Here is a 10459-nt window from a genome sequence, read left to right as displayed (position 1 = left end):
TAGCCCAGGCCGGATAAGCACAGCGTATCCGGCTTTTTTACATGGAGGGGATGATGAAAAGAGTATTTCTCGCAGGTGCAGCCCTGCTCATGAGCGCCAGCGCGCTGGCCGACGAGTGCGATAACGCGACCACCCAGCTTGAACTGAACACCTGTAGCGCGCAGCAGTACCAGGCCGCCGATAAAAAGCTCAACGAGACGTATCAGGCCGCCATCAAACGTGCGGCAGCGCCTCAGCGCGATCTCCTGAAAAAGGCGCAGCAGGCGTGGATTAGCCTGCGCGACGCGGACTGTGCGTTTATCGGTTCGGGTACGGAAGGCGGGAGCGTTCAGCCAATGATTGTTAACCAGTGTCTGGCGGAGAAAACCGCGGAGCGCGAAGCGTTTCTGGCCACGCTGATGCAGTGTGAAGAGGGCGACTTAAGCTGTCCTCTTCCGCCGGGAAACTAGCGCACGCGGATCCCTTCGATAATCATCCGCTGTACGTTTTCCAGGGTGCTCTGGAAAAACGCCTCGTCCTGGAGCGTTTTACCGGTCACCGCCTCGACCTGGGCCGCGAAGTCAGCGTAGTGCTGGGTTGAGGCCCAAATCATGAAGATCAGATGATGCGGATCGACGGGCGCCAGTTTTCCGCTGGCGACCCATCCGGCAATAATGGCCGATTTATCGTCCACCAGCTGCTTTAGATCTCCCGTCAGCTCCGCCTGCAACAGCGGCGCGCCCTGCAACATCTCCAGGCAGAACAGCCTTGATGCCTGCGGGTAATCACGCGATACCTCCAGCTTCAGGCGTATGTACTCCTCTATCGCCACCAGCGGGGCCAGCTCTTCGCGAAATGCTTTAAGTGGTGCGAGCCAGATATCGAGGATCTGCTGCATCACCGCCACATACAGCGCCTCTTTCGAAGGGTAGTAGTAGAGCAGATTGGTCTTGGACACCCCGGCCTGCTCCGCCACCTGCTCAAGGCGCGTACCGTGAATACCAAACTGCGAAAATGTCTCCAGCGCAGCGCTGAGGATCGCCTGTTTCTTGGCGCTCACCGCCTGCGAACGTTTACCGGGTGTTTTCACTGCGCCTTGTGTCATTTTCGCTCTCCATTTTCTGTCCTGCGCTCAGCATAGCAAAACCCCCGTCTCGCCACGACCTTCTGCACCCTCAGCGCGCATGAGTGCCTGTTTTCTGTGCAATGATTTTGACCATCCAGTCCACATTTTCGCTGTTAATTTTAACAAGCATCATTTAACACATTAATAACAAAGTGATTTTCAAAACTGGCACTGCCTTTGCAAAAACATCGTGACACCTGCGACGTAATGAAGAGAGGTTCGTGATGAAAATTGGCGTATTTGTACCGATCGGCAACAACGGCTGGCTTATCTCGACCACTGCCCCGCAATACATGCCGACCTTTGAGCTGAATAAAGCCATCGTGCAGAAAGCGGAGCACTACCACTTCGACTTTGCACTCTCGATGATCAAGCTGCGCGGTTTCGGCGGTAAGACCGAATTCTGGGACCACAACCTGGAGTCTTTCACCCTGATGGCGGGCCTGGCGGCGGTAACCTCGCGCATCCAGATTTACGCCACCGCCGCCACCCTTACCCTTCCCCCGGCAATCGTGGCGCGGATGGCCTCCACCATCGACTCCATCTCCGGCGGGCGCTTTGGCGTTAACCTGGTCACCGGCTGGCAAAAGCCGGAGTACGAGCAGATGGGGATCTGGCCGGGGGACGATTACTTCTCCCGTCGCTACGACTACCTGACTGAATATGTGCAGGTGCTGCGCGATCTATGGGGCACCGGCAAAAGCGATTTCAAAGGCGACTTCTTTACCATGAACGACTGCCGCGTCAGCCCGCAACCGTCGGTGCCGATGAAGGTGATATGCGCCGGACAGAGCGACGCGGGAATGGAATTCTCGGCGAAATACGCCGACTTCAACTTCTGCTTCGGCAAAGGCGTTAACACCCCGGCCGCCTTCGCGCCCACCGCGGCACGCATGAAAGCGGCCGCCGACAAAACCGGGCGCGACGTGGGCTCCTACGTGCTGTTTATGGTGATTGCCGACGAAACCGACGACGCCGCGCGCGCCAAATGGGAACGATACAAGGACGGCGCGGATGACGAAGCGCTGAGCTGGCTTACCGAGCAGAGCCAGAAGGATACCCGCTCCGGCGCGGACACCAACGTTCGCCAGATGGCCGACCCGACGTCTGCCGTCAATATCAACATGGGCACCCTGGTTGGCTCGTATGCCAGCGTCGCCAGAATGCTCGACGAAGTGGCTGCCGTGCCCGGCGCCGAAGGCGTGCTGCTGACCTTCGATGATTTTCTCACCGGCGTGGAAACTTTCGGCGAGCGCATTCAGCCGCTGATGCAGTGCCGCGCCCACATCCCTGCCGTGACGAAGGAGGTGGCGTAATGACGACCCTCAACGCTCGCCCGGAAACCATTACCTTTGACGCGCAGCGCAGCGCGCTGATCGTGGTGGATATGCAAAACGCCTATGCCAGTAAAGGCGGGTATCTGGATCTGGCCGGGTTTGACGTCTCCACCACGCAGCCGGTGATTGAGAACATCAAAACCGCCGTGAGCGCCGCGCGTGCTGCGGGCATGCTGATCGTCTGGTTCCAGAACGGCTGGGACGACCAGTACGTCGAGGCTGGCGGTCCCGGCTCACCCAACTTTCACAAATCCAACGCCCTGAAAACCATGCGCCAACGGCCCGAACTCCAGGGCACGCTGCTGGCGAAAGGCGGCTGGGATTATCAGCTGGTGGATGAGCTGGTACCGGAGGCCGGCGATATCGTGCTGCCGAAACCGCGCTACAGCGGCTTTTTTAATACCCCGCTTGACAGCCTGCTGCGCAGCCGGGGCATTCGTCATCTGGTCTTTACGGGCATAGCCACCAACGTGTGCGTGGAGTCGACCCTGCGCGACGGCTTTTTCCTCGAGTATTTTGGGGTGGTGCTGGAGGATGCCACCCATCAGGCCGGGCCGGATTTTGCCCAGAAAGCCGCCCTGTTCAATATCGAAACCTTTTTTGGCTGGGTCAGTAACGTCAATGATTTCTGCGACGCGCTGGATCCCCCGCTCGCCCGCATCGCCTGAGGAGAACCGCTATGCCGAAATCCGTGATTATTCCGCCGGGCACCAGCACCCCGATTGCCCCGTTTGTCCCCGGCACCCTCGCCGACGGCGTGGTGTATGTCTCGGGCACGCTGCCGTTTGATAAAGACAACAACGTGGTGTTTATCGATGACCCAAAGGCGCAAACCCGCCACGTGCTGGAGACGATCAAAACCGTGATCGAAACGGCGGGTGGCACTATGGAGGACGTGACCTTCAACAGCATCTTTATCACCGACTGGAAAAACTACGCCGCGATTAACGAGATTTACGCGGAGTTTTTCCCCGGCGATAAACCGGCGCGGTTTTGCATCCAGTGCGGGCTGGTAAAGCCCGAAGCGCTGGTTGAAATTGCCACCGTTGCGCACATCGCGAAGTGAGGCGGCCATGAAACTGTCCATTTCACCGCCCCCCTTTGCGGGCGCGCCCGTGGTGGTGCTGATTGCCGGGCTCGGCGGCAGCGGCAGCTACTGGCTGCCCCAGCTCGCCGTGCTGGGGCAGGAGTATCAGGTGGTGTGCTACGACCAGCGGGGCACGGGGAATAACCCGGATACCCTGCCGGAAGACTACACCCTCGCACACATGGCCGACGAGCTTGCGCTGGCGTTAGCCGAGGCCGGGATCGCCCGTTACTGCGTGGTCGGCCACGCGCTGGGGGCGCTGGTCGGCCTGCGGCTGGCCATCGATAAGCCCGACGCCCTCACCGCGCTGGTCTGCGTCAACGGCTGGCTGACCCTCAATGCCCATACCCGCCGCTGTTTTGACGTTCGCGAACGTCTGCTGCATGCGGGCGGCGCGCAGGCGTGGGTAGAGGCACAGCCGTTGTTCCTCTACCCGGCAGACTGGATGGCCGCCCGCGCCCCGCGGCTGGAGGCCGAGCACGCGCTGGCGCTGGCCCATTTTCAGGGCAAAGCCAATCTGCTGCGCAGGCTGCATGCCCTGAAACAGGCCGATTTCAGCCGCCACGCTGCACGCGTTCGCTGCCCCGTACAGATTATCTGTTCCACCGACGATCTGCTGGTGCCGTCCGTCTGCTCCGCTGAACTGCACGCCGCCCTCCCGCACGCCCGCAAAACGGTCATGCGCCAGGGCGGGCATGCCTGCAATGTGACCGCGCCGGACATCTTTAACACTCTGCTGCTGAACGGGCTTGCCAGCCTGCTGCACAGCCCAGAACCCGCTTTGTAAGGAGCTTGAATGAGCGAAGCCATCACGCCCGCCGCGCTGGAAACGCTGTTTACCGGCGCACGTACCCATAACGGCTGGCTGGATATACCGGTCAGTGACGAGACGCTGCGCGAGATTTATGACCTGATGAAATGGGGGCCGACGTCCGCCAACTGCTCCCCGGCGCGCATTGTGTTTGTGCGAAGCCCGGAAGGAAAAGAGAAGCTGCGCCCGGCGCTCTCCAGCGGCAACCTTGAGAAAACGCTCACTGCCCCGGTCACGGCGATTGTCGCCTGGGACAGCGAGTTTTATGAGCGCCTGCCTGAACTGTTCCCACATGGCGATGCCAGAAGCTGGTTTACCTCCAGCCCCGCGCTGGCGGAAGAGACCGCCTTTCGCAACAGCTCAATGCAGGCCGCGTACCTGATTTTCGCCTGCCGCGCGCTCGGGCTGGACACCGGGCCGATGTCGGGTTTTGACCGGGAAAAAGTGGACGCGGCCTTTTTCACGGGCACGCTACTCAAAAGCAATCTGCTGATTAACATCGGCTATGGCGATACGACCAAACTGTACGGACGCCTGCCGCGTCTGGCCTTTGACGATGCCTGCGGGCTGGCGTAAGGAGCGAACGTGATGACACCGGATAAACAAACCTTTCGCGACGCTATGGCCTGCGTCGGCGCAGCGGTCAATATCATTACCACCGACGGCCCGGCGGGAAAAGCGGGCTTCACCGCCAGCGCGGTATGCAGCGTAACCGATTCCCCGCCCACTCTGCTGGTTTGCCTCAACCGTGGCGCGTCCGTCTGGTCGACGTTTAGCGAAAACCGCACCCTGTGCGTTAACACACTGAGTGCCGGACAGGAGCCTTTATCCAACCTGTTTGGCGGGAAAACGCCGATGGCGGACCGCTTTGCCGCTGCCCGCTGGCAGACAGGCGACACGGGCTGCCCGCGTCTGGAAAATGCGCTGGCCTCGTTCGACTGCCGCATCAGCCAGGTGGTGAGCGTTGGCACTCACGACATTCTGTTTTGCGACATCGTATCCATCGTACGCCACCCGGCGCCGCAAGGGCTGGTGTGGTTCGACCGCGGCTATCACGCACTTATGCGACCCGCCTGTTAATCCGCATTCAGGAGACAGATCATGTTCGGACTTCCCCACTGGCAGTTGAAATCGACCTCCACAGAAGAAGGCGTGGTCGCGCCGGATGAAAGGCTCCCGCTCGGGCAGACCATGGTGATGGGCGTGCAGCATGCGGTCGCGATGTTTGGTGCGACGGTGCTGATGCCCATGCTGATGGGGCTGGATCCTAACCTCGCCATTTTGATGTCGGGTATGGGTACCCTGCTGTTCTTTTTTGTCACCGGCGGGCGTGTGCCCAGCTATCTGGGCTCCAGCGCCGCCTTCGTGGGGGTGGTCATTGCAGCGACCGGGTTTAACGGTCAGGGTATTAACCCCAACCTGAGCGTGGCCCTCGGCGGCATTATCGCCTGTGGGCTGGTCTACACCCTGACCGGTCTGGTGGTGATGAAAGTCGGCACGCGCTGGATCGAGCGGATGATGCCCCCCGTCGTCACCGGGGCGGTGGTGATGGCGATAGGCCTGAACCTCGCGCCGATTGCGGTGAAGAGCGTTTCCGGCTCACCATTTGAAAGCTGGATGGCGGTGATAACGGTGCTGTGCATCGGCGTGGTGGCGGTCTTTACGCGCGGCATGATCCAACGGCTGCTGATCCTGGTCGGGCTGATTGCGGCCTGTCTGGTCTACGCGCTGCTGGCGAACGTGTTCGGTCTCGGCAAACCGGTTGATTTCACACTGATTCACCAGGCCGCCTGGTTCGGCCTGCCGCAGATAACCTCACCCACCTTTAACGCTCAGGCGATGATGCTCATCGCGCCTGTCGCGGTGATTCTGGTGGCTGAAAACCTGGGCCACCTGAAAGCCGTAGCGGGAATGACCGGGCGCAATATGGATCCGTATATGGGGCGGGCGTTTGTGGGAGACGGTCTGGCGACCATGCTCTCCGGCTCGGTCGGCGGCAGCGGCGTGACGACCTACGCGGAAAACATCGGCGTGATGGCAGTGACCAAAGTCTATTCGACGCTGGTCTTCGTGGCGGCGGCGGTGATGGCGATGCTGCTCGGCTTTTCCCCGAAATTCGGCGCATTGATCCACACCATCCCGGCCCCCGTGATTGGCGGCGCCTCGATTGTGGTATTTGGTCTGATTGCCGTCGCGGGGGCACGTATCTGGGTGCAGAATCATGTTGATCTGAGCCAGAACGGTAACCTGATCATGGTGGCGGTAACGCTGGTGTTGGGGGCGGGTGATTTCGCCCTGACGCTGGGCGGATTTACGGTGGGCGGGATTGGCACGGCGACCTTCGGCGCGATCCTGCTCAACGCCCTGCTGAGCCGCCGGGTGGCTGCCGCGCCGCAGGGCGCCGTGGCGACTCAGGATCCATGAAATCTACACGTCGGGTGACGGCGACGCCTTACCCGACGTGCATGTTCCTTAAGAGCGATCACGCCTGCTCAAACAGTCGTTCGATAGATTGCGTGGGGAAGAACAGCGAACTGCTGTTTTCACCTGCCAGCGGGATAAACCCCAGCTTCAGATAAAATCGTTTGGCCCGTTCGTTAAGCGCATCCACAAAAATTCCGTGGACGCCAACAGCCTGCGACGCCAGATAAACCACGCGCATAGCGTGTGTGACAAGCGTTGTTCCCCACTCGTTTCCCTGTAGTTCTTTATGGACAGCCAGACGCCCCAGCGTCACGCTGGGGACGTTGCTGTATGGGATGCGGCGCTGCTGAGTCTTTGAAGGAAGCATCGCTTTTTCAAAGCAACTTCCCGAAAGTGTGTAATAGCCCAGGACACGCGGATGGTCGCGTTCTTTAAGCAGGTAGCCGCGTAAAATACGCCCGCCGTGCTGACGTATCAGGTGCTCGGTAAGGAAGGCATTTAGCGAGGGTTCACCACAATCGAAATCGCCGAAATCGTAATCGGTTCCCTCTGATAACATTTCGATCGTGAGATTTGCCACGACGCTTCACTCCATGTTTCGAAGACGTTTCGCCGCTCGCTTCAGGCGTTCATTTGGCTCTGGTGGATTGTCGATGGCATCCATAACGGCATTCCATGAGGCTTCGTTTAATACGAGACGCCGATGCTGTTCGATGACTTCGGCAGCACGCTCTGACGCACTGTTCACCATAAACTGGGTGATCGTTTGGTTGGTCATCGCTGCCGCTTCTTCAATCATTGTTTTGTCTTCGTCCGACAGGCGAAGATCGATACGCTGTTTTTTGAGTGCTGGCATGGTTTCATTTATCGTGTACGGTTTTCATCCGTACACATCGTAGTTAAACCTGCCCTTTATTTCAATCAAAAGCTTATTCGGCCGTTAAATCGTTCACCGCATTCCGACGCTTTCTGAGTTTTAACTCACTCACCAGCACGCCGAGAACAATAAACGCCGCGCCCACCAGCGCCAGCAGGGGCAGACGCTCCCCGGCGAGTCGCCCGAAAATACCCGCCCACACCGGTTCACCGGTATAAATGACCGTCGCCCGTGTCGGGGATACGCTGCGCTGCGCCCAGTTCATGGTGACCTGGATAATGGCGCTGAAAATGCCCAGCCCCAGCGCCACGACGATAAGCCCGGTAGACATCGGCGGGACGGACTCCCCTGCCGGCACCATCGTCGCGAACGCCACCAGCGACGCGGTGGCAAGCTGCACCACCGTCACCCGCTTGACGTCCACTTTTCCTGCCCAGGCGCTAATCAGGATAATTTCTGCCGCAATGGCGACGGCCCCCACCAGAGTGATGATCTCCCCCGGCCCCAGCGCCAGCAGATTATTTTCCGGCCCGGCTAATAAAATAAGGCCGATGAACGCCAGCACGATGCCAATGCACGACATCAGCCCCGGCATTCTGCCGAGGCACAGCCACTGCAACAGCGGCACCAGCGGTACGTACATGGCGGTGATGAAGGCAGATTTACTGCTGGAGATAGACTGGAGCCCCCACGTTTGCAGGCTGTAGCCCATGGCAATCGCTACGCCAATGGCGACACCCGCCTTAAGCTCTCTCAGGGTCAACCCGCGCAGGGTTTTCAGCGAAATAAGCGCCACGGCAATCGCCGCGGTTGCAAAGCGCAGCCCCACGAAGAAAAACGGATCGCTCATCGTGACCGCGTACTGAACGGCAAGAAAGGTTCCGCCCCAGAACATGGTGATCAAAATCAGGATCGCTTCCTGAGGCTTAATGGAGAAGGTAAAACGGGAAACGGACATGGGACACCAGCACGAAGAATCAATCCTGTAGTGTGCGATGCCTTTGATGACAGTTCAATGTAGCAGACATAAAAAAACCGCCGGGAAACCCGGCGGCAGGGAGTTAACCCGGCGTACTACTTGTTGCTGCCGTGGCTATTTTTACCCCCTTTTTTACCAGCCTCTGATGCGCGCTGAGGGTCGTTTTTAAAGTTGCCCCCGCTAGACTGGCCACCTTTACGACCTGCTTCTGATGCTCTTTCACGGTCTTCAGCGAAATTACCTGAACCACCACGATGGTTTGCCATCTCTAACCTCCAGAGTGTGAAACATTAGACATCATATTGCATTCAGTAAAAGAGGATTCTTTCACCTCGCGGCTCAAGGGCAGTGCCTTTATCTGTGCCGCGTGAAACTAAGCTTAGTGTAATGCGGCTATCCGGCAAGCGAGAGGTAATATTCTGCAACATGATCTCAGCCTTTCGTATGTAATATCGGGGAAGTCATTCATAAGCCATTCTTATATTTTGAAAATCCGCGCCGCGAAAGTTGTTTCATTTTGCTACAAGGCACGTAACTAAAAGATATTGTTATATATCAAAGAAATGCCGTTCATTTTTGCAGTCTGGCTGTGATGTCATATCTTTAAAGGAACGCAGCGATCCGCTGTAAGAAAAACCAACGAGGAGTGATGCAAAATGGCAAAAGTTCTGGTGCTCTATTATTCCATGTATGGACACATTGAAACCATGGCTCACGCAGTAGCAGAAGGCGCAAACAGAGTAGACGGCGTTGAGGTCGTGGTTAAACGCGTACCGGAAACCATGCAGGCGGAAGCCTTCGCCAAAGCCGGGGGGAAAACACAAAACGCCCCGGTCGCCACCCCGCAGGAGCTCGCGGACTATGATGCCATTATCTTCGGCACCCCGACCCGCTTCGGCAATATGTCCGGCCAGATGCGCACCTTCCTCGACCAGACGGGCGGGCTCTGGGCCTCCGGCGCGTTATACGGCAAGCTGGCCAGCGTGTTCAGCTCTACCGGCACGGGCGGCGGCCAGGAGCAGACGATCACCTCCACCTGGACTACTCTTGCCCATCATGGGATGGTGATTGTGCCGATTGGCTACGGCGCGCAGGAACTGTTCGATGTTTCTCAGGTTCGTGGCGGGACACCGTATGGCGCGACAACCATTGCCGGTGGGGACGGTTCACGTCAGCCAAGTAATGAAGAACTTTCAATCGCCCGCTATCAGGGTGAATACGTCGCGGGTCTTGCCAAAAAACTGAACGGCTAACCCAACAGGAGGACAAGTATGCCAACTCAAGAATCCAAAGCTCACCACGTGGGCGAATGGGCAAGTTTACGCAATACCTCTCCGGAGATTGCCGAAGCCATCTTTGAAGTCGCCAATTATGACGAAAAGCTGGCTGAGCAGATTTGGGAAGAAGGCAACGATGAAGTGCTGGTTCGCGCCTTCGAAAAAACCGATAAAGACTCGCTGTTCTGGGGCGAGCAAACCATCGAACGTAAAAACGTCTGAACGTTCCCCCCGCCCGCGCGGGGGTCTCCTATACACTCATCCTCCAGCGCTATTGCCGGAGGATTTTTGCATCTTCCCCCGTTTGGTTCTTTCTGTTTGGTATTTGCTTAATTCTGATGTTTTGCTGCATATGGGCGGCTAAAGAGATGAAAATTATACTGCTCATCATTGAGTCACCAACTTCGGCAACAGCTACACATGCGGACAGGCATCACCCGCAGTTCTTTGACGCCAGTACGTCGTCCTGAAGTACCGTATCGGTCTTGCGAAGCAAGGTCGGGTAATCAGCGGCATCTACCGCTTTGCGATCCCTGAGCAGCCAGACCTCACTATCAATTGC

At 58.2% G+C, this 10459-nt stretch carries 15 protein-coding genes and 1 pseudogene; 10 read left to right on the top strand and 6 right to left on the bottom strand.

What is annotated here, in order from left to right; genetic code table 11:
• The first annotated feature begins 53 nt into the window (after window positions 1-53).
• Complete coding sequence (locus L379_RS14455; RefSeq protein WP_017384770.1) at window positions 54-449, top strand: lysozyme inhibitor LprI family protein; 396 nt, start codon at window positions 54-56, stop codon at window positions 447-449.
• On the opposite strand, the gene rutR is transcribed toward L379_RS14455, so the two are convergent.
• Window positions 446-1084, bottom strand: a complete 639-nt coding sequence (gene rutR, locus L379_RS14460; RefSeq protein ID WP_023324433.1) for an HTH-type transcriptional regulator RutR — start codon at window positions 1082-1084, stop codon at window positions 446-448. The genes L379_RS14455 and rutR overlap by 4 nt on opposite strands.
• Window positions 1085-1329: 245 nt before the next feature.
• Here rutR and rutA point away from each other — a divergent pair, with 245 nt between their 5' ends.
• Genes rutA through rutG form a run of 7 tightly spaced genes read left to right on the top strand, consistent with a single transcriptional unit; the run spans window position 1330 to window position 6764 of the window.
• Complete coding sequence (gene rutA, locus L379_RS14465; RefSeq protein ID WP_003858092.1) at window positions 1330-2421, top strand: pyrimidine utilization protein A; 1092 nt, start codon at window positions 1330-1332, stop codon at window positions 2419-2421.
• Window positions 2421-3110 carry a pyrimidine utilization protein B gene (rutB, locus tag L379_RS14470; protein WP_032653188.1) on the top strand — a complete coding sequence of 230 codons (690 nt, stop codon included), beginning with the start codon at window positions 2421-2423 and terminating at the stop codon, window positions 3108-3110. Before rutA ends, rutB begins: the two co-directional genes overlap by 1 nt.
• An 11-nt stretch (window positions 3111-3121) precedes the next feature.
• A complete protein-coding gene (gene rutC, locus L379_RS14475; RefSeq protein WP_015570870.1) occupies window positions 3122-3508 on the top strand; it encodes a pyrimidine utilization protein C in 387 nt (128 codons plus the stop codon).
• A 7-nt stretch (window positions 3509-3515) separates the two neighbouring features.
• The gene (rutD, locus tag L379_RS14480) at window positions 3516-4316 is read left to right on the top strand and encodes a pyrimidine utilization protein D (RefSeq protein ID WP_023296287.1); all 801 of its coding nucleotides are present in this window, start codon (window positions 3516-3518) and stop codon (window positions 4314-4316) included.
• 9 nt (window positions 4317-4325) lie between these two features.
• Complete coding sequence (locus L379_RS14485; protein WP_017693662.1) at window positions 4326-4916, top strand: malonic semialdehyde reductase; 591 nt, start codon at window positions 4326-4328, stop codon at window positions 4914-4916.
• Between the two features lie 12 nt (window positions 4917-4928).
• Window positions 4929-5420 (top strand): NADH-dependent FMN reductase RutF, encoded by a 492-nt coding sequence (gene rutF / locus L379_RS14490; protein WP_032653187.1) that lies wholly within the window; start codon window positions 4929-4931, stop codon window positions 5418-5420.
• Window positions 5421-5441: 21 nt separating this feature from the next.
• Window positions 5442-6764: a pyrimidine utilization transport protein G gene (gene rutG / locus L379_RS14495; RefSeq protein WP_032653185.1), complete on the top strand. Its 1323-nt coding sequence runs from the start codon at window positions 5442-5444 to the stop codon at window positions 6762-6764.
• Between the two features lie 58 nt (window positions 6765-6822).
• Here rutG and L379_RS14500 read toward each other — a convergent pair whose 3' ends face one another.
• The 4 genes from L379_RS14500 to L379_RS14515 all read right to left on the bottom strand — a co-directional run bounded on the left by L379_RS14500 (window position 6823) and on the right by L379_RS14515 (window position 8886).
• Window positions 6823-7344, bottom strand: coding sequence for a GNAT family N-acetyltransferase (locus L379_RS14500; RefSeq protein ID WP_032647926.1), 522 nt, complete (start codon window positions 7342-7344; stop codon window positions 6823-6825).
• 6 nt (window positions 7345-7350) lie between these two features.
• Complete coding sequence (locus L379_RS14505; protein WP_001303459.1) at window positions 7351-7620, bottom strand: type II toxin-antitoxin system TacA family antitoxin; 270 nt, start codon at window positions 7618-7620, stop codon at window positions 7351-7353.
• Between the two features lie 73 nt (window positions 7621-7693).
• A complete protein-coding gene (locus tag L379_RS14510) occupies window positions 7694-8599 on the bottom strand; it encodes a DMT family transporter (protein WP_032653183.1) in 906 nt (301 codons plus the stop codon).
• Between the two features lie 116 nt (window positions 8600-8715).
• Window positions 8716-8886: a con-10 family general stress protein gene (locus L379_RS14515; RefSeq protein ID WP_001273664.1), complete on the bottom strand. Its 171-nt coding sequence runs from the start codon at window positions 8884-8886 to the stop codon at window positions 8716-8718.
• A gap of 390 nt (window positions 8887-9276) precedes the next feature.
• Here L379_RS14515 and wrbA point away from each other — a divergent pair, with 390 nt between their 5' ends.
• Both wrbA and L379_RS14525 read left to right on the top strand, forming a co-directional pair.
• Window positions 9277-9873 (top strand): NAD(P)H:quinone oxidoreductase, encoded by a 597-nt coding sequence (wrbA, locus tag L379_RS14520; protein ID WP_006809323.1) that lies wholly within the window; start codon window positions 9277-9279, stop codon window positions 9871-9873.
• An 18-nt stretch (window positions 9874-9891) separates the two neighbouring features.
• On the top strand, window positions 9892-10119 hold the full coding sequence (locus tag L379_RS14525; protein ID WP_006809324.1) for a YccJ family protein: 228 nt from the start codon (window positions 9892-9894) through the stop codon (window positions 10117-10119).
• Between the two features lie 223 nt (window positions 10120-10342).
• On the opposite strand, the pseudogene L379_RS26275 reads toward L379_RS14525, so the two are convergent.
• Window positions 10343-10444, bottom strand: a pseudogene (locus tag L379_RS26275) (type VI secretion system lipoprotein TssJ); the annotation flags it as partial.
• Window positions 10445-10459: the final 15 nt, after the last annotated feature.

This window comes from Enterobacter sp. MGH 33 (genome assembly GCF_000534535.1).
GTDB classification, from domain to species: domain Bacteria; phylum Pseudomonadota; class Gammaproteobacteria; order Enterobacterales; family Enterobacteriaceae; genus Enterobacter; species Enterobacter hormaechei_C.
This window is presented reverse-complemented; position numbering and strand designations above follow the sequence as displayed.

Excerpts from the sequence above, each read along its gene's own strand:
- L379_RS14455 (WP_017384770.1), top strand. The coding sequence starts at position 54 with ATGAAAAGAGTATTTCTCGCAGGTGCAGCCCTGCTCATGAGCGCCAGC.
- rutR (WP_023324433.1), bottom strand. The coding sequence starts at position 1,084 with ATGACACAAGGCGCAGTGAAAACACCCGGTAAACGTTCGCAGGCGGTG.
- rutA (WP_003858092.1), top strand. The coding sequence starts at position 1,330 with ATGAAAATTGGCGTATTTGTACCGATCGGCAACAACGGCTGGCTTATC.
- rutB (WP_032653188.1), top strand. The coding sequence starts at position 2,421 with ATGACGACCCTCAACGCTCGCCCGGAAACCATTACCTTTGACGCGCAG.
- rutC (WP_015570870.1), top strand. The coding sequence starts at position 3,122 with ATGCCGAAATCCGTGATTATTCCGCCGGGCACCAGCACCCCGATTGCC.
- rutD (WP_023296287.1), top strand. The coding sequence starts at position 3,516 with ATGAAACTGTCCATTTCACCGCCCCCCTTTGCGGGCGCGCCCGTGGTG.
- L379_RS14485 (WP_017693662.1), top strand. The coding sequence starts at position 4,326 with ATGAGCGAAGCCATCACGCCCGCCGCGCTGGAAACGCTGTTTACCGGC.
- rutF (WP_032653187.1), top strand. The coding sequence starts at position 4,929 with ATGACACCGGATAAACAAACCTTTCGCGACGCTATGGCCTGCGTCGGC.
- rutG (WP_032653185.1), top strand. The coding sequence starts at position 5,442 with ATGTTCGGACTTCCCCACTGGCAGTTGAAATCGACCTCCACAGAAGAA.
- L379_RS14505 (WP_001303459.1), bottom strand. The coding sequence starts at position 7,620 with ATGCCAGCACTCAAAAAACAGCGTATCGATCTTCGCCTGTCGGACGAA.
- L379_RS14510 (WP_032653183.1), bottom strand. The coding sequence starts at position 8,599 with ATGTCCGTTTCCCGTTTTACCTTCTCCATTAAGCCTCAGGAAGCGATC.
- L379_RS14515 (WP_001273664.1), bottom strand. The coding sequence starts at position 8,886 with ATGGCAAACCATCGTGGTGGTTCAGGTAATTTCGCTGAAGACCGTGAA.
- wrbA (WP_006809323.1), top strand. The coding sequence starts at position 9,277 with ATGGCAAAAGTTCTGGTGCTCTATTATTCCATGTATGGACACATTGAA.
- L379_RS14525 (WP_006809324.1), top strand. The coding sequence starts at position 9,892 with ATGCCAACTCAAGAATCCAAAGCTCACCACGTGGGCGAATGGGCAAGT.